Origin of the sequence: Achromobacter sp. B7, assembly GCF_003600685.1 — a bacterium.
Classification (GTDB): Bacteria; Pseudomonadota; Gammaproteobacteria; order Burkholderiales; family Burkholderiaceae_B; genus Achromobacter; species Achromobacter spanius_B.
In genome coordinates, this window is the sequence record NZ_CP032084.1 from 2,066,583 (window position 1) to 2,086,631 (window position 20,049).

Consider the following 20,049-nt stretch of genomic DNA (forward strand, 5'->3'; position numbering starts at 1 on the left):
TCTCAGGCGGGTTCGGCTTGCGTGGCGGCGCCGCGGCAAAGCTCGCTTAGCATGCGCAGGCGGCGTTGCGGGCTGGCGACAAAGGGGTTGGCGGTGTCCCACGCGTAGCCGGCCAGAATCGAGCTGATCATCCGGCGGATCTCGGGCTGCGGGTTCTTGTGGAACACCACGTCCTGGAATTCGCCGCTGTACCAGCCTTGCACATAGGCGCGGAAGGTCTCTACGCCCAGCATCAAGGGGTCGGCAAAATCGGCCTGCCAGTCCACCACTTCGCCGCCCAGCTGGCGGTGCAGGGCGTCGGTGGCCAACTTGGACGAGCGTAGCGCGATGGTCACGCCGGATGAAAACACCGGGTCCAGGAATTCGGCCGCGTTGCCCAGCAGCGCGTAGCCGGGCCCGTACAGCCGGGTGACGCTGGCGGAATATCCGCCGATGGTATTGGCCGGCGTGTCCCACACGGCATTGGCCAGCACGCGCTTGAGGTTCGGCGCGGCTGCGGCCATCTCACGCAGGGTCGACATCAGGTCCTGGTCGGGGCCACCGAACAGATCCTGCCCGCCAACCACGCCGAACGAGCAGCGGCCGTTCGAGAACGGAATCAGCCAGTACCAGATGCCCGGCTGCTCGGGGTGCACGCTGATCAGGATTTTCTCGCGGTCAAAGCCGGGGTCGTCGATGCGGTCTTCGATGTGCGTGAAGATGGCCTTGCGCGGCGGCATCGAGGAAGGGCGTTCCAAATCCAGCAAGCGCGCCAGCACGCGGCCATAGCCGCTGGCGTCCAGCACGAAGCGGCTCTTGACCTGGTAGCTGGCGCCGTCGACGCCGCGCACGTCCAGCAGCGGTTGGTCGCCGCTGAAATCCGCGGCCGTGACTTCTTGCAGGTAGCGCACGTCCACGCCCTGGCGCGCGGCATCGTCGGCCAGCACTTTGTCGAACTGCGCGCGCTGCACCTGGAAGGTGGTGCCGGGGCCGGCGGTGAACTTGTCGCGAAAATCAAAGTAGGTGTAGTCGTCGCCCCGCGCAAAGGCGGCGCCGTTTTTCACCTGAAAGCCCGCCGCGTTGACGGCAGGCATCATGCCGGCTTCTTCAACGAATTCCAGGCAGTGCGCCAGCAGGCTTTCGCCAATTGAAAAGCGCGGAAATTGCTGGCGTTCCAGCATCAGCACATCATGGCCTTGCCGCTTGAGCAGGGCCGCCGCAACCGCACCGGCGGGACCTGCTCCGATGACGACGACTTCACGATGTTCCATGTGGGGTGATTCCATGTAGGGGGGGGCTAATGGGAGCGGCCGCGCTGGGGCGGACGCACCCAGGGAGACCACAGCAAAGAAAAGGCAACGCCCAGCGCGACGGCCATGCCGAAGTTCGCAATGGCAGGCGTCTGGCTGACGGCAAGCAGACCGAAGGACAGCAAGGTGGTGACGGCGCCCAGCAGGACGCCGACCAGGCTGGCGGCGGCGCCCGCCACGCGTTCGTACATGAAAATGGCGTAGTCCACGCCGATGGCGGACACCAACAGCAGGCCGAACAGGCTGAACAGGGTCAGGGGCTGGCCCAGATAGCCCAACGCGGCCAAGGCGCAGGCGGTGGCGGCAAGCGGCACCGCCAGGATGCGCCAGGTGGCCGCGCGACCCAGCGTCAGCAGCAGCAAGACGGCCGCCACCCCATAGGACAGCAGCTTGAGTTCGGCGGCTTCGATACGGGTTGAGGCGAACATGCGGTTCAAGTCGCCGCTGCGGTCCACCAGTTCGACGCCCGGCAAATCGCCCGCGATGCCGTCCAGCGCGGCGGCGCTGCGCAGGCCCAGCAGCGTGACCATGCCGGCTGCCTGGCCGTCGTGCACGCCCAGCCATTGGCCGCGCCAGCGTTCGGCAAGCGGGCCTTGCAGCGCGGCGTCGATGGTCAACGCAGGCAAGGTGGCGAAGGCATTCAGTTCGCGCTGCAAGGCCTCAAACGGTATGCCCAGGTCGGTCAGGGGCTTCCAGGGGTCGGGCCGCGCGGCCTGCGCCGTCAGTTGCCGGCCTAGCGCCAGCTGGTCTTGCACGGGCGACACCAGTTGGCTAAGCGCGCTGTAACCGGCAAGGTCGCCACGCTGGACCAGCGCGTCCAGCTTGCGGGCCACCCGCGCTTGTCGGCGCAGCAGCTCGTCCGCGTCGGGCGCGCGCACAAGAAAGAACTGGCTGGTTGGCGTGAAGCCGGTGATCTCGCCGATCTGGCGCGCTTGTTGCAATAGCGGCGCGGGCAGGCTCAACCATTGGCGCAGGTCGTCCTGGATGACCAGCCGGCTGACGCCACCCACGGTAGCGGCCACCAGCGCCAGCGCGCCCGCCGCCAGCAGCAGGCGTCGGCCCGCCACGCGTTCGCGCAAGCGCAAAGCCGCTTCGGCGGCGTGCAACAGCGGCGGCCATGGGCGCGGATGCCAGCCGTTCATCCATGACGGAAGCTGGCACACCGTGCACGCGTAGGCGCCCAACAGCCCGGCGGCTGAAAAGACGGCCGTCTGCGTCAGGGCAGGAAACGGTGTAAAGGCCAGTGCCACGTAGCCGACCAGGCTGGCCGCCAGGCTGATGGTCAGGCCGGGCAACACGCGGCGCAGCGCGGGCCATGCATGCCAGTCGGCCATGCCGTAGCTTTTGCCCAGCCAGTGCATGGGAAAGTCCACCGCCACGCCGATCAGGCTGGCGCCGATCACCAGCGTCAGCACATGGATCGAGCCAAACACCGCCACGCAGGCTACGGCGCCGGTCAACAGGCCCACCGCCACCGGGATGAACGCCAGCAACGCACGCGCGCGGCGCAAGGCCAGCAACAGCACCAGGACGATGCCGGTCATGGCGATGGACCCGATCCAGGAGCTTTCGGCCACGGCCTGCGCCCGCCCGGCCGCCGCGTACAGCGGGCCGCCGGCAACCAATAGTTCTGCGCCGTCGGCCTGTAGCGCCTGGCGGGCTTCATCGATGCGGGTGGCCAGGCCCTGCGGCGCGTCGGTGTCGAACGCGTCAGCGCGCGTTTCGGCGCGCACCAGCACCCAGCGCCGGCCGGCATGTTCCGCTTGCAACGTGCCGGTGCCCATGTCGTATTGCACCACGCCGCCGGGCCGCAACGCTTGTTCGGCGCGCCGGGTCAGCCCCAGCCAGTCCTGGTCCACGGGCACCAGTCCCGACGACGAAAACGGGTCGGACAATTCGCGCGCGCGGCGTTGGGCGTAGGCGGCGGGGTCGCCGGCCAGTTGGTCGCGGTCGGCAGAGGGCAGCATGGCCAGGCGTCCGGCCAGCAGCTGCGCGCGCAGCGCGGCCACGTCCACATTCAATTCCAGCTGCACCGAGGCGAACAGGACGCTGTCGCGCAGGCGGTCGGCCAAGGCGCGCGCGGGCGCCACCGGGTCCGCGCCCGGCCGCGCCGCCACCAGCGCCAGCAACTGGCGAGACAGCGGTTCCTGGATGCGTGCTTCGGCCAATTGCCGCGTGGCGTCGGTCTGGGTGTGCGGCACCAGCTCCATCAGGTTGGCCGACACCGGCCAGCCATGGCGGCATTGCCACGCGCCCACGCACAGGACAAGTAGCAGACCCAGCTTGAACAGCCGGGGCAGCCAGCGCTCAATGGGAAAACGCACGTTGTTCTTCTGAAGTCAGGGCGTCGGCGGCAACCGCGTCCGTCATTTGCAGGACGCTGCGGTCGCCTTGGGATTCGCGCAATTCGATGCGGTCGACCAGCTTGCCGCCGTTGATCTGGATGTTGTCGAAAATCTGGCGCAGCAAAGCGGACCGCGGCGTCAGCATCAGCTGCCATGCCGCGGCGTCGCCCGTCAGGGCAAGGTCGAAGTTGTCTTGCAGGTCTTTGGTGTCGCCGGCCAGCACCGACAGGAACAGCCTGTTCTCGCGGCCCGACCCGGTCTGTTGCGGCAACGCCTGCCAGGCCCCGGATTCATCACGCCGCGATATGCCGCCAGCGTCGATGCGCAGGTCCTGGGCGATGGGCGTGCGCAGCAGCCACAACAGCCCTTTGCCGGCTGCCAGCGTGAAGTCGCCACGGCTGGTCAGGGGCTGCGGCAGCGAGCGCAGGAATTTTTGCTGGATGAAATGGCCACGCACGACCGGCGTGGCACGCAGCTGGGCTTGCAGGTCGTCCAGGCTGAAAGCGTGCGCGGTCCACGGCAGCGCGATCAGCAACAGCAAGAGCCACTGCAACTGCCGCAGCGCCGCATGTCGTGCGAGTGTCAGGCCGCGTTTCAAGCCGTGTTTCAGCCCCAGTGCAAACGACTTGGCAGCAGGCGCCTTCATGCCGACGCCTCCAGGGCATGCAGCTTGCGCCGCACGGCGTCCACGAACGCGGGTGGCGAGGTCAGCTGCATTTCACGAGTTGCGATGCAGACGGCCACCTGTTCCGACGTGCCGCGCGTCAGCCGCTTGCCGCTTGCCGTATCCAGGATCAGGTAATTGATCTTCAAGCGGTTTTCCCATTCCACCAGCTCGGCGCGGACCGTCAGGCGCTGGCCGAACTCGGCCGGCTGGGCATAGCGCAAATGCAGATCGATGACCGGCCAGGCGTAGCCGCTGGCGCGCATGGCGTCGTAGTTGTGGCCCAGTTGGTCCAGCAGTTCGCAACGCGCCTGCTCCAGGTACTTCACGTAGTGGCCGTGCCACACGACATTGAGCGAGTCGACGTCGAAGAAGGGGACCTGGATGTCGACCTGTGCGCCGATAAGGCCTCGTTTACGCATCGTCTTTCCAGAAAGGGTAGAAGTTGAACCATTGCAGCGGCGCCAGTCGGCAGTGCGCGGCAAGTTGGTCGGCATAGCGTTGCGCCCAGTAGGCGATGCGTTCCTGGCGCGTGGCGCGCGTCCATTCGATGCCGTCGCACAGGCGTTGCATGGCGACGCGGTAGCGGCCGCCATGGCGCGTGCAGAACAGCACATTGACCGGGCAGCGCAGCAGCCCCGCCAGCAGCCAGGGCCCTTGCGGCAGCGCGGCCGGCGCACCCAGGAAGTTGACCCGCGTGGTGCGGTCGCCCTGCAACGGCACGCGGTCGCCGGCAATGGCCAGCCATTCCCCGCGATCCAGGCGCTGCGCCAGGTCCAGCATGGTGGCGGCGTCCAGTTCGCTGACCTGGATCATGCGCAAGCCACCGCCGGCCTCATCCAGCAGGCGGTTGAAATGCACGGCGTGCTTGCTGTGCACCAGCACATTCAGGCGCAGCGCGCCCGACTGTTCGGCCAGCGCGCGGCACACTTCGATGTTGCCCAGATGCGAGCCCACCAGGATCTGGCCACGGCCGGTGCCCATTTGCGCATGCAGGCCGTCGGGGTCGGCGATGTCCAGGTGCGACAGCGTGATCTTGCCTTGCCACACGTCCAGCTTGTCCAGCATGGCGTCGGCGAAGGCCAGGTATTGGCGGTAGACGGGCAGGGTGCGCGGCAGCGGCACGTGCGGCAAGGGCGGCATGTTGGCCATGTCGGGCATGTCGGGCGTTGTCGTGCCGGATAGCCGCTGCTGGTACTGCGCGATGGCGCGGCGCGCGCGGCCACCGAATGCGTAGAAGTACAGCACCACGATCCACACCACGGGCGCGACCACGCGGCGGCCCAGCCGACGCGCGGCCCAGGCCGTCAGGCGCATCAATAGGGGGCTGCCGCGCTCGCGCTGGTGGGCCCAATGGGAATCGGCGGCGCTCAAGATGGCGCCCTTCCTGCCAGGCGGTGCGCCCTGCGTGCCAGGCGGCGCCACAGCAACGCCGGCGCGCGGCCCAGCATCCCGAAGAACAGCCGCGCGTGCATGCGGCTGATCAGCACGTTGTCGCGCAGGCCCTTGAAATGCGACACCCCGCCTGCCGGGTAGGTCACGCGGGTAGGGCGCCACGCCATTGGCACACCGCGCCAATGCAGGCGCACCAGGATGGCGATGTCGAAATCCATGCGGCGGCCCACGCCGGCGCGGTCAATGACGGGCAGCACGGACGCCAATGGATAAATACGAAAGCCGCACATGGCGTCGGGGATGTCCATCGACAGCGTATTGATCCAGACCCAGACGCGGGTCAGCCAGCGCCCGTAAAGGCGGCTGCGCGGGACATCGTCGCCGTAGACGGGCGCGCCGCAGATCACGGCTTGCGGGTGGGCGCGCGACGCCTCGGCCATGGCGATGGCGTCGTGCAAGGCGTGCTGGCCATCGGCGTCCACCTGCAAGGCGTGGGTATAGCCGAAGGCGGCGGCGGCGCGCAGGCCGTCCTGTACCGCCGCGCCCTTGCCGCCATTGACGGCGCGGCGCACCAGGTGCGTGCGCGGCTGCCCGGCCAGCGTGTCAAGCACGGCCGCGCAGCCCGGCTCGGAACCATCGTCCACCAGCACGCAGGGCAAGCCCTGCGCCGCCATCTGCGTATGCACGGCGGCTACCGTGGCGCCATGGTTGTAAACCGGGATGACCGCGCACAGCTTATGGGGTTGCGGCATGGCCATCCCTTTGAATCATGCGGCCCGACGAGCAGGGCGCGTCGTCCACCGTCAAGGTGAAATACAGCTTTTGTTTCGCCTCGTCCCAGCGCAAGGCCATCACGGCCCGATCCCCGGGGCGCAGCAAGCGCTGGAATTTCAGGGCCTCCATGCCGCCAAATTGCAGGCCGGGGCACAGACCGCGCTGCGCCAGCGACAGCGCCCAACTGATTTGCGCGACGCCCGGCACCACGGGCACCGTCGGGAAATGCCCGCTGAAAAACGCCAGGTCGTAGGGAATATCCAGCGTGTAGCGGCGTTCGTTGCCGGGTTGGCCGGGCAGTTCGACCACATGGGGGTTCACCGGGCGCGGACCCGCCGCCGCGTCGAACAATACCTGCGGCATCTTGCCCTGCGCATTGGTGGGCAAATGCCTGAAAAGGCGCCACGATCGCGGGATGGCCAGCGACTCAAAGCCCGTGCCCAGATGCGTGCGTAGCGCGTCCACCAGCGTCTTGCGGCCTTGGTTGCGCAGCACATGCAGTCCCGCGCTCGACAGCGCGACCAGCCCGGTCAGGCGCGTGGCGCCGCTCGCGATGCCCACGCGCGCATCGGCCACATAGCCGTGGCGCATCAGCGCCTGTTCCAGCATTGGCAACGAGATCCGTTTTTCTTCGATCTTGACGATGCGGTCCAGGCGGCCCAGCAATTCAAAGCCGCTGCCGGTCAGCCGGGCGCCATCCGAGGTGTGTTCGTCGGCGGCGTTGACCCAGGGCGATTGCACGCGCAACGCGCCGTCGGCGCCTGTGCTGAGCGCAACGCCGGGCAAGGCTTGCCAGTCAGATGCCCCGGTGCGCCACGCAACGGCACCGGTTTCCGAACTGCCATAGATTTCGGTGGGACGCAGGCCAAGTTCGCGTTCAATGTCGTCGGATACCTGCACCGGCAGCGCACCGCCCGACGAATGAATACGCAGCAGTCGGCCGCGTAGTTGCACCCAGTCCAGCCGTTGACCCAGCCGGCGCAACATGGCCGGGCTGGCTATCCAGGTGAAGGACGGATAGCGCAGGCTGGCTTGCTGCAATTCCTCGGGATAGTGGCGCTGAAGGCGGTCGATCAAGCGGCCCGCGCACAGCGGCCACAGCACGCGAAACGGCAGGCCGTACATATGTTGTGCCGATACGCTGCCCAGCACGGGCGCGTTCGGTTCCGGCCATTGTCGCTGCAAGGCGTGGACCTCGGCCGACAGCTGGCGCCATTGCTTGTGCAGCGGCTTGGGCGCGCCGCTGGAGCCCGACGTGCACAGCACCAGAGTGCGTGCGGGGTCCAGGCTGGCGGGCGCAAGCGGCGCATGGTCTTGCAAGCCGTGCAGCCGCCATTGGCGCGACGGCGGCACGGGCAGGGCGGTATCGGTCAGCCAGGCGTCGACATCCGCGTCCAGCGTGGCGCAGGTGGCGGGCTGCGCATCGCCGGGCAAGACGGCGATGACGTTGGCGCGCCAGCAGGCGAACAGCGCAATGGCCAGCGCCACGGCGTCGTCGAACCACAGCGCCACGCGGCGTGGCGCGCGTGCCTGCAAGGCGCCGGCCGCGCGCAGGCTGGCCTGCGCGAAAGCGGCGCGAGTCAATGGCGGCTCGTCGGCCAGCAGGACGTCGTGGGCGGCTGCGTCTGGCAGCAGCAGGTGTTCTAGCGGTGTCCAGCGCATGGCTCAAACCGCCTTCGCGGCTGCCGGGCGCAGCAGCCATTCGCCTGCCATCAGCAGGCCCATCAAGCCATAGCTGATGGCGCCGTTGTAGGCGACCCACCAGCTCCAGGGCGCCCAGGCGGCCAGGGCCGCGGCCGCCGCGCCGTTACCCGCAAAAAACAGGCACCATGCACGCGTGACGTTACGCGTGTAGCGCACGCCCTCGGGCGGCAGGTTCGGATGACGCAGGCGGGCGATTTGTTCAATCACGGGACGGCCGACGCGCAGGCTTGCGCCGAAGATGGCAAGCATCATCGCGTTGACCATCACGGGGTACCAGCGCAGCCATGCTTCGGAATTGCAAAGCGCCAACACGACGCAGAACGTCACGGCCACGGCCGGCAGCAAGCGCGCGCCGGGTTGCCCGGCGCGCGCGGTCAAGCCACGCAGCAACCACAGCAGCGCCAGCGGCAAGGCCAGCCAGGCGGGACTGACGCGCCCCAGCGTCGCGTGCACCACAAAGGGGTACGCGACGCCGGCCACGGCCAAGCCGGCCGCAACGCCGCGCCTCATGCGTCGGGAGCCTGCTTTTGCCACATGGCCTGGACCACGTCCTCGACGGTGCGCACCGTGCGAAAGTCGTTTGCGTCCAACTTGCGGCCGGTCTGGCGGCGCACGTGGTCGATCAGGTCGATGGCGTCGATGCTGTCGATTTCCAGATCGGTATATAGATTGGCTTGCGGCGTAACGCGTTCGGGTTCGATCTCGAACAGCTCGACCAGCGCGTCGCGCAACGTATTGAAGATGTCCTCACGGGTATGCATCGTGGACTCCATCTGCGTTAAGCGCGGCGCTGCGCGGCGACAAAGTCCGCCAGGCTGCTGATGCTGGTGAAATGCTCGCGCATGTTGCGCGTTTCGGGATCGATGGCGATGCTGTAGCGCTTTTGCAGCGCCAGGCCCAGCTCAAGGGCATCGACCGAATCCAGCCCCAATCCCTCGCCAAACAGCGGGGCGTCGGACGCGATGTCGTCGGGGGTGATGTCTTCCAGACCCAGCGATTCGATGACGAGCGTCTTGAGCTCAAGTTCCAATTGGTTCATCCCGCTTTGACTCCGTTGCCACCGTCCCGGGTGGCGTGTTCGTTCATGACAGCGCCGGCCGGCGCGGTGCGCGCCAGCTCGGCTTCGAAATAGGCATGCAGCCAGGCATTCATCTTGCGGCCCGCGGCGGGCAGGGGATGCGCGCTGCTCCAGACGGTCGGGTCGATGTCCTCGCCCACCTGGATGACATAGCGCATGCGGCGCGCGGGAATCCGATACCAGGGTTCGCCCTTGGTCAGGCTGCGCGGGTTCATCTGGATGACCACGGGCGTGACGATGCGCGCACCGCGCAGCGCAATGGCGCAGGCGCCACGGTGAAACTGCGGCAATGCGTCAGGCGGCGTGCGCGTGCCTTCGGGGAAGACGATCAGCGTTTCGCCGTTGCGCAGCACATCGGCGGCGCGGTCAAACATGTCGAAGCTCTCGTCGTTGGTGATGTAGCCCGCATTGGCAACGGGGCCGCGCGTGAACGGGTTGGTGGCCAGCCCATGCTTGACGATGCAGTTGGCGTTCTTGACGTGTCCCACCAGAAACACCACATCGAGCAACGACGGGTGGTTGGCCAGGATCATCTGGCCGGGCTTGCCCAGGCGGTCGGCACCCTTGAATTCAACGGTCAGGATGCCCACCCGAACCATGAATCGGATGAACAGGCGAAACGTGCGGTTCAGCGCCCAGCGCGCGCGCCGCTGGCGTTCGATCCGGCCGCCCGGCAGCAGGCGCTGCGGCGGGAAGACCAGCACGCGCAACAGCACGCCGCCCACGCCGAACATCGTGAAGGCCATGCCGGTGGCCAGCAGGCGCCAAAGCCAGAAGTCCTGGCGGGGTTGGGTGGTGCTAGTCATGCGGTGCGGGTCCAGGTCCAGCGTCGGGCGCGATTAGCGTGCCCCCACGTGGGGGTGCGCAGCGTCAGGTGGCGCAGCAGGTTCAAGGGGTTGGGCCAGGCGTGCTCCGCTGCCGTCAAGTCGAAGGACGACGTGGGTGGCGGGCGGTGGCCGCCGGCGCCAGAGGACAGGGCGAGTGACCAATCCGAGCCGGCGCGCAAACGAAACGCGGCGGCGTAGGTGTAGGGCACGTCATCGATCCAGGCGGCATAGGGCGCGGGCGGGCGTTCTTCGGCCAGCACCACCAGGACGTCGTCATGGCCCTGGTCGAGCAGCATGGCGGCTTCGACAAACGCGTGCTCCAGGCCGTCGTCGTCCACCGACAGCGCGACGGATTCGGTGGTTTCACCGCGTATGATCGACCACTGCGCGGCAATGGCGTTGTGCACCGACAGGCCGAACGCGGTGGGAGACAGCGGTTCATCCGCCGCCAGCGCTTGCAGCAGGCCGAAATTGCGGGTGGTTTCGCCGTGCCGCGAGGCAAACACGAACGGCATCGCCGGGCGCCCGGCGGCTAGCGGCCAGGCGCATTCGAACACCGCGCGGGCAAGCGGGCTGAGCCGGCGGCGTTGCATCGGGGGCAGAAAGTCCAGGCGGGGCGCGCGTGCGTCATCAAGAGGACAGTAAGGGTGTTGCGCCCAATGAAACCAGTCTTCGGGCGACTCCATTCCTTGCGTCCAACCTTGCCATTGCGCGATTGAAAACGTCAACATAGCGCGCGATTCTACTATGTCATCGCTCATGGAATTTGTTTTCAGTAGTAACTTTGTGTCGACGCCACAGCAAGGGGTTTCGCGTCTTCGAAATGTAATTGGTTACTTATTGCCGTGGAAATTCAGGAACTATTCATGTATTGGGCGGACAAAAGCGCCGCCGAACTTTATCGGGTGCAGGACCTGTCCCAAAACGACGCCTTGCTGGCGCCCGCCCGATCCGGCCCCAAGGCCCGCGAAGACTGGCGGGTCAGCCGCGCCTTGCTGCATGACGTGCGCCGGTCCACCCCTGCGGGCGGCGTGACGTCGCTAAGCCACAGCGGCGGGCACGCCGTCTGCGCCCGCGCCCCGGACGGCTGGGCAGTGGGCGCCGACCTTGAGCGCCTGCGCACACGGGATTTTGCCGCGCTGGCCGCTTGGGTGTGCTCAAAGGAAGAGGCCGTGGCGCTGGCCGCCTTGGAGGGGCCGGCCCAATGCCATCGTTTTTACCTGCTGTGGACCTTGAAAGAAGCCTTGATCAAGGCAGCAAAATTGGCTTTTCCAGCGGATATGGCCACGGTTGGCCTCGCCAGGGATGGCGACGGCACATGGCGGCTACGCGCGCCGCCCGGCCCGTGGCAGGCGGCCAGCTGGATGGTGGGGGACGCATGGATGGCCTCCGTGGTGTGGCAGGGCCCGGACCCGGCCACAAGGTATCCAATTTGGCGCGGGGGCGCCGGCTGCGCCTTGCCGGCGCTAACACTTGTTGGCGAATGGCGACGCGACATCGATTAAGGGGTGCGCCGGGATGTGTCCTTGGTTCTTGAAGATGACCCTTCGTTCTTAAAGATGTATTATGAATATATGTTTAAAGCGAGCCCGATCGCAATTCAAGGAGCAGCAAGATGTTGAGCCCCGAAGTCCGCGCGCTGGTCAAAGCCACGGCCCCCGTCCTTAAAACCCATGGCGTGGCGCTGACGCGTCATTTCTACGCGCGCATGTTCGAGCACAACCCCGAGCTCAAGCACGTGTTCAACCAGGGCCATCAGGCCGGCGGCCAGCAGCAGCATGCGCTGGCCGGCGCCGTGACCGCCTACGCGGAACATATCGACGACCCTTCCGTGCTGGCCCCCGTGGTGACGCGCATCGTGCACAAGCACGTCAGCCTGGGTATCCGGGCCGAGCACTACGCTATTGTGGGCAAGCATTTGCTGGCGTCCATCCGTGAAGTGCTGGGCGAGGCCGCCACCGACGAACTGGTGGATGCCTGGGCCGCGGCTTATGGCCAATTGGCGGACTTGCTGATCGCCGAAGAATCGCGCCTGTATGCCGAATCGGCGGCCAAGCCGGGCGGCTGGACGGGGTGGCGCGCCTTTCGCATCGTGGGCAAGCAGCCGGAAAGCGCTGAAATCACGTCCTTCTATCTGGCGCCGTCCGATGGCGGCAAGGTGCCCGCCTATCGCCCCGGCCAATACCTGTCCGTGCGCGTCTACATTCCCGAGCTGGGCCTGATGCAGCCGCGCCAATACAGTTTGTCGGACGCGCCCGGGCAAGATCGCCTGCGTATTTCGGTCAAGCGCGAGGCCGCGGGCGCCCAGACGCCGGCGGGCCGGGTGTCCAACACTTTGCACGACCGGCTGCAAGAGGGCGACGTGCTGGATGTGGCGCCGCCGCAAGGGGATTTCTATCTTCAAGAAGACAGCGACGCGCCCGTGGTGCTGCTCAGTGGCGGAGTCGGGCTGACGCCGATGGTGTCGATGCTGAATCATCTGGTGCGCACCGACGACAAGCGCCAGATCCGGTTCGTGCACGGCTGTCGCAACCGCGCGGTGCACGCCATGCGCGACCACGTGAACCGCATCGCGGCAGAGCGCGGCAATGTACGCAAGACGGTCTTCTATGAAGAAGTCGGCCACGCCGACAAGGCCGGCGAAGACTACGACCACCGTGGCCGCGTGAACCTGCGCGCCATCGCGGACGAGGCCATCGTGCCGGGCGCCGATTATTACCTGTGCGGTCCGGCGCCGTTCATGGCCGCGCAACGCTCTGCCTTGCTGGAGCTGGGCGTGGAACCCGCGCGCATTCACGCCGAGGCCTTTGGCACCGGCGGCGCTCCAGCCTGAGCGGTGTATCCTGGCGGCCTGAACTTTTCGGGCCGCCCGGCCACCCGAACCTTGCCATGCAACTGACCCGATTCACCGATTTCGGCCTGCGCGTCTTGATGTATCTGACGCAGTGCCGAGACCGGCCCAGCGCCGTGACCATCCCGGAGATCGCCGAGCGTTTCGACGTGTCGCGCAATCATCTGGTCAAAGTGGTGCACTTCATGTCGCAACGCGGCTGGATCAGTACCGTGCGGGGCAAGGGCGGCGGTTTGCGGCTGGCGCGCGACGCGTGCAGCTATCCCGTCGGCGACCTGATCCGCGAGCTGGAACAGCAGGGTCCGCTGATCGATTGTCGCGAACCGCCCTGTGCGCTGGACGGCGCCTGCCGGCTGGCGGGCGTGCTGGCCCAGACCCTGAACGCCTTCTACGACGCGCTTAACGGCTACACGCTGGCCGATCTGGTGCGCGACCCCACCGCCGCCGCCATCATCAAGCTGCACCGCACGGCCTGACCCGTCAGCCTTGGCCCGTCTGTCTTGACCCGGCCCGCTTGCCCCCCTCAATCCCATGATGTTTTGTTATGGATGCTGCGGCGTTTGGCATTTGCCGCGCTGCCCATGGCCGTTACAAAATGGGAGATTCCCTGTCTGATTGGATGAAGGCATGCGCGTTTGCGTAATCGGTGCGGGCGTTGTCGGCGTGACGTCTGCGTATTTCCTGGCGCGCCAGGGCCACGATGTGGTGCTGGTGGACAGCCAGCCGCGGCCGGCGGAAGTGTCCAGCTACGCCAACGGCGGCCAGCTCAGCTACAGCTACGTCGCGCCGCTGGCCGGTCCGGGCGTCTTGCCCAGCGTGCCCGGCTGGCTGTTGCGCCAGGATTCCCCGCTGCGCTTCCGGCCCCGGCTGGACCCCCACCAATGGCGTTGGTGCGTGCAATTTGCCCTGGCCTGCCGCGCGTCGGTGGCCAAGGCGTCCACCGCGCAGTTGCTGGGCTTGTCCTACCTTAGCCGCGACGTCATGCACACGCTGCTGCAACAGGAAAACCTGGATTTTGGCCATCTGAAAAACGGCAAGCTGATCGCCTACCGCAGCGCCGCCTTGTTGGACAAGGCGCGCGCGCTGGTGGCCTACCAGGCGGGGCACGGCGCGCAGCAGCAGGTGCTGGATGCGGCGCAAACCCTGGCAATGGAGCCCGCGCTGGCCGCCATGGGCCGCAACCTGGCGGGCGCGATCTACACGCCCAGCGAAGAGGCGGGTGATTGCCGTCAGTTCACCGAAGGCCTGTTCGACCGCCTGCAAGCGCTGGGCAATGTTGAGTGCGCCATGTCCAACCCCGTGACGGGTTTGCAGCGCGAAGGCCGCCGCATCGTCGCGGTGAACACGCGCCATGGCGACATCGGCGCCGACGCCATCGTGCTGGCCACCGGCATCGGCACCCGTGCGCTGCTCAAGCCGCTGGGGCATGACGTGCCCTTGTATCCGCTAAAGGGGTACAGCCTGAGCGTGCCCTTGGCGGACGACGACACGGTTGCCCCGCGTATCAGCGTGACGGATTACGAGCGCCGCATCGTCTATGCGCGCGTGGGCAAGGTGCTGCGCATTGCCGCCATGGTCGATATCGGCAGCGCCAACGCCGATATCGATCCGGCGCGCGTGGAACTGCTCAAGCGCCAGGTGCGCGAGGCGTTTCCCGCGCTGGACCTGACGCAAGCTATCCCCTGGGCCGGCTTGCGCCCGGCCACGCCTACCGGCAAACCGTTGATCGGGCAGAGTCCGGCGGCCGACAACCTGTGGCTGAACATTGGCCAGGGCGCGCTGGGCTTCACGCTGGCCTGCGGCAGCGCCGCGTTGCTGACGGCGCAGATGGCCGGGCTGGAACTGCCCTTGGACCCGGCGCCGTTTCGGCCTTGAGCCCGCGTCCCCCAGGCGCCATTCCCCGCGTTCACGGGCGTTCAATACAAGCGCGTTCGGCCACGCCATAGTGCGGCTCTCTAGCGGGAGCACTCATGAGCATTTTCCAAAGAACCACCATCGCGCTGGCGCGCAGCCCCGTCATGGGGCGCGCAATGCGGGCGGTGGCGGCGCGCTCGTCGCTGGCGCAGCGCTTTGTCGGCGGCACGGATGTGCACGCCGCCGTTCGCACCGCGTTGCGGCTGTGGCAGGCCCATGGCATCCGGTCATCGTTGTTCTACCTGGGCGAATACGTGGCCGACCCCGCCGCCATCGAACACAACGTGTCGCAAGCCCTGGACGCCTGTCGCGCGCTGGGCGCGGCCGGGCTGGACGTGCACGTATCCGTGGACCCCACCGCCATCGGCTACATGGCCAGCGACGCGCTGGGCGCCGCCAACGCGCGCCGTATCGCCGACGCCATCGCAAGCCCCCGCGCCGCCATCGCCCGCCGCAACTGCATGATGTTGGATATGGAAGATTCCACCATCCGCGATCGCACCTGCGCGCTACATCGTGCCTTGCTGGAAGACGGCTTGCCCGTCGGCTTGACCTTGCAGGCGCGGCGGCGGCGCACGCCCGAAGACCTGGCCTGGGCCGTGCGCCGGCCCACGTCGTTGCGGCTGGTGAAAGGCGCGTTTCCCGAGCGCGCGCTGGACCATGCGGGCCGCGCCCGGATCGACCTGGCCTATCTGGACGCGGCCGCCATCATGCTGTCGCACGACGCGCGCAAAGCGGGGTTTTATCCGGTGTTCGGCACGCATGACGACAGGCTGGCCGGCGCCATCATGACGTTGGCGCGCGAGCGGGGATGGTCGCCCGACGCGTTCGAATTTGAAATGCTTTATGGTGTGCGCCCCGACTGGCAAATGGCGCTGCGCGGCCTGGGCTATAACGTCCGGGTCTACCTGCCATTCGGTGCCGACTGGTGGCCTTACGCCATCCGCCGCGTCGGCGAAAATCCGTCCAATGCGTGGCTGTTGGCGCGCTCGCTGACCGCGGATGGACGGTACTTCGGCTAGCGTAGCGGAGGAATGCGATAAGACGGCGGGGCGACAGGCCGGCGGGCTATGGGCCACGCCACGCCGTTGCCGTCCGGCCTGGCGGCAGTCGCGCAAGGACTTCTGGCCCTCTATTTCTGGCTATCTATTTCTGGCTATCCACTTCTCGCTATCCGTTTCTGCCTATCCACTTCTGGCTCTTTGATGGCTGCATCTGAACATATCTGGCATTGCGGCGCGGGCCTACCCGGCGACGTCTTGATCGCGGACCTGCGGGCGTATCGCTACGCGCCGCACTTTCATGATGCCTGGTCGATCGGCGCCATCGAACGCGGCCGGTGCTCTTTTACCGTACAGGGCCACACCCACGTCGCCGCCACCGGCGACCTGGTGGTGATCGCACCCGGCCAGGTGCACACGGGCGGCACGTCGGACGCGCCGCTGGCCTATCGCATGGCGTACATCGACCCGGCCTGGTTCGATGACCACGCGCGCGCCATGCTGGGAGGCGCCGCGCGCATATCGGGCCCCGTGATCCGCGCGCCCGCGTTGTGCGCACAATGGCTACACGCGCTGGCGCCCGGCGCCATGGACGACGGCGAACGCCGCGAACGAATCTCGGCCGCGCTGCTAGGCCTGCTTGGCGCGCACGGCGACGCGACCGCGCCTGCGGACAGCGACGCGTCCGACGTCTGCGCGTTGCTGCGCGAACGCATGGCGACCGATCCCGCCTGCGCGCCGGACCTTGACGCGCTGGCCCGCGCGCAGGACCGTCACCGCACCACGCTGGTCAAGCAGTTTGCCCGCCGCTACGGGCTTCCACCACAAGCGTGGCTGCGCAATTGGCGCGTGGCGCGCGCACGGGTGTTGTTGCGTGGCGGCGTGCCGCTGGCGCAAGCGGCCCAGGCCGTGGGTTTCGCCGACCAGGCGCACCTGACGCGCGTGTTCAAGCAGGTCTACGGCAGTACGCCCGGCGTGCTGCTGCGCGCGGGTTCCCAGACGTTGTGAGGGCGGGGCGTTTCGATGCGGTAATCGGAATATTTCCGGGTAAAGAACGACGCGCCCAGCTGCTCGGCCGCCAATAAGGGCTGGCGCGGATCGGCCGCGATTTCTCCGCGCAGGTTGCCCGCGCCGTGCACATAGCCCACGAATTCGGAATGCGAATAGCGCGCGTATTCCTGCACCTGATGCACGATGCCCAGCGCCGCCCCGGGGTAGGTTTCCTCGGACGCCACCGCCAGGCCCAGGCGCTTGCCCGTCATGCGTGCCTTGACGCGTTCCGGCTCGGGGCCGCTGCCGGCATAGTGGCTGAACGAACGGTCAAAGAAAGCCTTGGTCTGCGCCGACATGCCGTACCAATAAATGGGCGTGCAGATCAGCACGCCATCGGCAGGCAGGAAGTGTTCAAGAAACAGTTCCGAATAGCGGTCATTGGGCGCGGGTTGGTGGCGCAGGTCGGACAGGAATCCGTGGAGGTAATCGTCCAGGAAAAGCAGGCTGGTGGATATGCCGGCGGCGTTTGCGCCACGTTGCGCGGCGGCGCCTAATGCTGCGCTGTTGCCGTCGCGGCGGGGGCTGCCGACCAGGACCAGCAGGCGTTGGGATGGATGATTTTGATTCATGATGGCTCCGAATGAGTTCGTGCCTTCAATATAGAAATCCGGCTTGTCGACGACAAATGATGAATCCTTGATTAAGATGAATTCATTTCATCCATAAGGCTGTCCAGTCCCCATGTTTTCGACCTTGCCGGTGACCGCCCTGCGCGCGTTCGAGGCCGCCGCGCGGCTGCGCAGTTTCAAGCTGGCCGCCGCTGAATTGGCGGTGACGCCCACGGCGGTGTCGCACCAGATCAAGTCGCTGGAACGGCAGGTGGGATTTGCGCTGTTCGACCGCGCGCCACGCAGCGTAAAACTGACGGACAAAGGCGCGCGCCTTTTCATCAGCGTGCACGGCGCGCTGCTGGACATTGCGCAAACGCTGGACGGCTTGCGCCCCGAACCGGCCTCCGGCGCCTTGACGCTATCGACCACGCATTCCTTCGCGGCCCTGTGGCTGGTGCCGCGACTGGGGCGCTTTCATCAGGCCTTTCCGCAATACCAGCTGAACCTGCAAACCGGCGCCGACCCCGTGGATCTGCTGCAAGACGCCAGCGTGGACGTGGCGGTGCGCTATAGCCGACGCGCCTATCCCGCCCTGCACACCGCCGCGACGCTGCCCGAGTGGTTTGGCGTCTACGGCGCGCCCGGGCTCATCGCGCAGATGGCGAAGACGCGCGCGGCCAAAGCGGCGCCTGCCTTGGTGACGGTGCGCTGGCGCGATTCGGATCTGTACGAACAAGGCTGGCTGGCGTGGTGCCAGGCGGCGCGCATGCCCGCTTGGCGCCAACCCGCGGCCGTGCACGCCTACGCAGAAGAACACTACGCGCTGCAAGCCGCCATCGCGGGGCAGGGGCTGGTGCTGGCCAGTTCGGTCATGGTGTCCGACAGCGTGCGCGCCGGCACCCTGGCCGCGTACCGGCCGCAGGTGCGCGTGCCCGGCGCAGCCTACACGGCCCTGTGCGCGCCCGGGCGCGAACGCCATCCCCCAGTCAGGGCCTTTTTGGCGTGGCTGACGCGGGAATTCCAGGCGTAGCGGTCGCCTGCCGCGATGCGCGTTGCAGCCTCGTCGACACGCAACTAGCAGGCAATGTCGCCGGCGGCGATGCACGTGGCAATGTCACCGGCGGCGATGCAAACGGTACTGGCGCTTGCGGCAACGCCCGCGGCAATGTCGCCTGCCGTGACCTGCGCGTGGTCAGCTCGCCCGCCATGACGCGCGCGGCAACAGCGGCAGGGCGGCCAGCATCGCCACGCCCGCCAGCACCCAGGCGGCGGGCCACGAGCTGGCCGCCACCACGTGCGGCAGCGCAACGGGCGTCAGGAACAGGCCCAGGTAGACGCAGCTGTTCGCCATGCCCAACGCCGTGCCGGCCCGGTTCACGCCGGCCAGCGTCGCCAGTTCGGTATATGCCACGCCGTGCCAGGCCGACGCGCACACGCCCGCCGCCGTCAGCAGGGCTGCCGTGGCAAGCACCGCGCCCGGCGTGGTGGGGCCGCCACTGACCAGCCAAGCGACCGCGCCCAACGCCGCGAACATCAGCGCGCTCAGTTGCGCGCAGCGGCGCAAAAAGGCGCGTCGGTTGCCGTGCCGATCAGTCCACCGGCCGCTGGCGATGCGCGCCACCATCGCGCCCAACTGCACCGCCACCATCACGGCAGTCAGCGTTCCGATGCCCGCCTGGCTGAAGTCGTGCAGGAACACCGTGGCGAAGGTCAGCACCGCGAACTGCGGGCAGCACATCAGGCCGATCGCCGCCGCCGCGCGCCAGACGCGCGCATCGCGCAACGGGCCGCTCGGACCGCGCAATTCGCCCGGACCGGGCAGTTCGCCCGGACCGCGCAATCCGCCCGGACCGCGCAATCCGCCCGGATCGCGCAGCCAGCACACCGCCAGCACCGCCGCCGCTGCGCACATCGCGGCCAGTGCGCCGAAGACGGCGGCAAACCCGGACCGTGCCGCCAGCCAAGGCAGCAGCAGGGCGCCCAGGCCTGCGCCCAGCGGCACGGCGGTCTGGCGGATGCTCATGGCAAGCCCGCGTTCGCTATCGCCGAACCAGGCCATCACGGCCCGGCCGCTGGCGCCGTTGACGCTGCCGCCCAATACGCCCACCAGCACCAGACCCGCCGCCAAGAGCCACAAGCTGGGCACCACACCGGCCGTGGGCGAGGCGAACACGCTTAGCCAGGCCAGCGCGGCTGCCGTGGCGCTCAGGCCCGTCAGCAGGACGGGGCGGTCGCCCCAGCGGTCGGTCAGCAGGCCCCAGGGCAATTCAAACAAGGCCACGCCCAGGCCCATCAAGCCCAGCGCCAGCCCAAGCTGATCGTTGTCCAGCCGATAACCGGCACGCATGAACACCGCCGTGGTCGGCAGGCCGGCGGCGGCGGCCGAAAAGGCCGCGTTGGCGGCCACGCCGACCGCCAGCACTTTCCAGCGGTGCGCGGCGGGCGCGGCCGGGGCGGACAGCAAAATCGCAGGGGCGGGGATGTCGGACATGCGAAACTCCAGAGCTTTTAAAAAAGGACCCGGCCAGTTTGCGCGTCTGCTATGGTTCTGAAAATCAGGAAATATTGATTCAATAGTTTTGGAAAACTGGACTATTAAGACC

21 protein-coding genes are annotated in these 20,049 nt (G+C 67.5%); 7 read left to right on the top strand and 14 right to left on the bottom strand.

Annotated elements, in window-relative coordinates:
* Nucleotides 1-2 precede the first annotated feature (2 nt).
* The 12 genes from DVB37_RS09320 to DVB37_RS09375 are packed head-to-tail and all read right to left on the bottom strand — an operon-like array spanning nucleotide 3 to nucleotide 10,807.
* A complete protein-coding gene (locus DVB37_RS09320; RefSeq protein WP_120154747.1) occupies nucleotides 3-1,250 on the bottom strand; it encodes an NAD(P)/FAD-dependent oxidoreductase in 1,248 nt (415 codons plus the stop codon).
* A 26-nt stretch (nucleotides 1,251-1,276) separates the two neighbouring features.
* On the bottom strand, nucleotides 1,277-3,613 hold the full coding sequence (locus tag DVB37_RS09325) for an MMPL family transporter (protein WP_120154749.1): 2,337 nt from the start codon (nucleotides 3,611-3,613) through the stop codon (nucleotides 1,277-1,279).
* Nucleotides 3,597-4,280 (bottom strand): outer membrane lipoprotein carrier protein LolA, encoded by a 684-nt coding sequence (locus DVB37_RS09330; protein ID WP_120154752.1) that lies wholly within the window; start codon nucleotides 4,278-4,280, stop codon nucleotides 3,597-3,599. The genes DVB37_RS09325 and DVB37_RS09330 overlap by 17 nt, the downstream gene beginning before the upstream one ends.
* A complete protein-coding gene (locus DVB37_RS09335) occupies nucleotides 4,277-4,720 on the bottom strand; it encodes a thioesterase family protein (protein ID WP_120154754.1) in 444 nt (147 codons plus the stop codon). The genes DVB37_RS09330 and DVB37_RS09335 overlap by 4 nt, the downstream gene beginning before the upstream one ends.
* Nucleotides 4,713-5,672: a glycosyl transferase gene (locus tag DVB37_RS09340; RefSeq protein WP_046804522.1), complete on the bottom strand. Its 960-nt coding sequence runs from the start codon at nucleotides 5,670-5,672 to the stop codon at nucleotides 4,713-4,715. Before DVB37_RS09340 ends, DVB37_RS09335 begins: the two co-directional genes overlap by 8 nt.
* Nucleotides 5,669-6,445, bottom strand: coding sequence for a glycosyltransferase family 2 protein (locus DVB37_RS09345; protein WP_120157433.1), 777 nt, complete (start codon nucleotides 6,443-6,445; stop codon nucleotides 5,669-5,671). Before DVB37_RS09345 ends, DVB37_RS09340 begins: the two co-directional genes overlap by 4 nt.
* The gene (locus DVB37_RS09350; RefSeq protein ID WP_120154757.1) at nucleotides 6,429-8,129 is read right to left on the bottom strand and encodes an AMP-binding protein; all 1,701 of its coding nucleotides are present in this window, start codon (nucleotides 8,127-8,129) and stop codon (nucleotides 6,429-6,431) included. The genes DVB37_RS09345 and DVB37_RS09350 overlap by 17 nt, the downstream gene beginning before the upstream one ends.
* Nucleotides 8,130-8,132: 3 nt before the next feature.
* A complete protein-coding gene (locus DVB37_RS09355; RefSeq protein WP_120154760.1) occupies nucleotides 8,133-8,681 on the bottom strand; it encodes a hypothetical protein in 549 nt (182 codons plus the stop codon).
* Nucleotides 8,678-8,932 (bottom strand): acyl carrier protein, encoded by a 255-nt coding sequence (locus DVB37_RS09360; protein WP_039883125.1) that lies wholly within the window; start codon nucleotides 8,930-8,932, stop codon nucleotides 8,678-8,680. The genes DVB37_RS09355 and DVB37_RS09360 overlap by 4 nt, the downstream gene beginning before the upstream one ends.
* 17 nt (nucleotides 8,933-8,949) lie before the next feature.
* Nucleotides 8,950-9,210 carry a phosphopantetheine-binding protein gene (locus tag DVB37_RS09365; protein ID WP_046804525.1) on the bottom strand — a complete coding sequence of 87 codons (261 nt, stop codon included), beginning with the start codon at nucleotides 9,208-9,210 and terminating at the stop codon, nucleotides 8,950-8,952.
* Complete coding sequence (locus tag DVB37_RS09370; RefSeq protein WP_104145427.1) at nucleotides 9,207-10,055, bottom strand: 1-acyl-sn-glycerol-3-phosphate acyltransferase; 849 nt, start codon at nucleotides 10,053-10,055, stop codon at nucleotides 9,207-9,209. Before DVB37_RS09370 ends, DVB37_RS09365 begins: the two co-directional genes overlap by 4 nt.
* Nucleotides 10,052-10,807, bottom strand: a complete 756-nt coding sequence (locus DVB37_RS09375; RefSeq protein WP_120154762.1) for a beta-ketoacyl synthase chain length factor — start codon at nucleotides 10,805-10,807, stop codon at nucleotides 10,052-10,054. Before DVB37_RS09375 ends, DVB37_RS09370 begins: the two co-directional genes overlap by 4 nt.
* Before the next feature lie 135 nt (nucleotides 10,808-10,942).
* On the opposite strand from DVB37_RS09375, the gene DVB37_RS09380 reads away from it, so the two are divergent.
* The 6 genes from DVB37_RS09380 to DVB37_RS09405 all read left to right on the top strand — a co-directional run bounded on the left by DVB37_RS09380 (nucleotide 10,943) and on the right by DVB37_RS09405 (nucleotide 16,850).
* Complete coding sequence (locus DVB37_RS09380; RefSeq protein ID WP_240434068.1) at nucleotides 10,943-11,581, top strand: 4'-phosphopantetheinyl transferase superfamily protein; 639 nt, start codon at nucleotides 10,943-10,945, stop codon at nucleotides 11,579-11,581.
* A gap of 110 nt (nucleotides 11,582-11,691) precedes the next feature.
* A complete protein-coding gene (hmpA, locus tag DVB37_RS09385; RefSeq protein WP_120154766.1) occupies nucleotides 11,692-12,909 on the top strand; it encodes an NO-inducible flavohemoprotein in 1,218 nt (405 codons plus the stop codon).
* Between the two features lie 56 nt (nucleotides 12,910-12,965).
* The gene (locus tag DVB37_RS09390) at nucleotides 12,966-13,403 is read left to right on the top strand and encodes an Rrf2 family transcriptional regulator (protein WP_120154769.1); all 438 of its coding nucleotides are present in this window, start codon (nucleotides 12,966-12,968) and stop codon (nucleotides 13,401-13,403) included.
* Nucleotides 13,404-13,554: 151 nt separating this feature from the next.
* On the top strand, nucleotides 13,555-14,802 hold the full coding sequence (locus tag DVB37_RS09395; protein ID WP_120154771.1) for a D-amino acid dehydrogenase: 1,248 nt from the start codon (nucleotides 13,555-13,557) through the stop codon (nucleotides 14,800-14,802).
* 95 nt (nucleotides 14,803-14,897) lie between these two features.
* Nucleotides 14,898-15,863, top strand: coding sequence for a proline dehydrogenase family protein (locus DVB37_RS09400; protein ID WP_120154773.1), 966 nt, complete (start codon nucleotides 14,898-14,900; stop codon nucleotides 15,861-15,863).
* A gap of 183 nt (nucleotides 15,864-16,046) precedes the next feature.
* The gene (locus DVB37_RS09405; RefSeq protein WP_120154775.1) at nucleotides 16,047-16,850 is read left to right on the top strand and encodes an AraC family transcriptional regulator; all 804 of its coding nucleotides are present in this window, start codon (nucleotides 16,047-16,049) and stop codon (nucleotides 16,848-16,850) included.
* Here DVB37_RS09405 and DVB37_RS09410 read toward each other — a convergent pair.
* The gene (locus tag DVB37_RS09410) at nucleotides 16,799-17,464 is read right to left on the bottom strand and encodes a flavodoxin family protein (RefSeq protein ID WP_120154777.1); all 666 of its coding nucleotides are present in this window, start codon (nucleotides 17,462-17,464) and stop codon (nucleotides 16,799-16,801) included. The genes DVB37_RS09405 and DVB37_RS09410 overlap by 52 nt on opposite strands.
* A 112-nt stretch (nucleotides 17,465-17,576) precedes the next feature.
* Between DVB37_RS09410 and DVB37_RS09415 the strand changes: the two genes are divergently transcribed.
* Nucleotides 17,577-18,476: a LysR substrate-binding domain-containing protein gene (locus DVB37_RS09415; RefSeq protein WP_120154780.1), complete on the top strand. Its 900-nt coding sequence runs from the start codon at nucleotides 17,577-17,579 to the stop codon at nucleotides 18,474-18,476.
* 162 nt (nucleotides 18,477-18,638) lie between these two features.
* Here the strand turns inward: DVB37_RS09415 and DVB37_RS09420 are convergent, their stop codons facing one another.
* Nucleotides 18,639-19,937, bottom strand: coding sequence for an MFS transporter (locus DVB37_RS09420; protein ID WP_162941183.1), 1,299 nt, complete (start codon nucleotides 19,935-19,937; stop codon nucleotides 18,639-18,641).
* Between the last annotated feature and the right edge of the window lie 112 nt (nucleotides 19,938-20,049).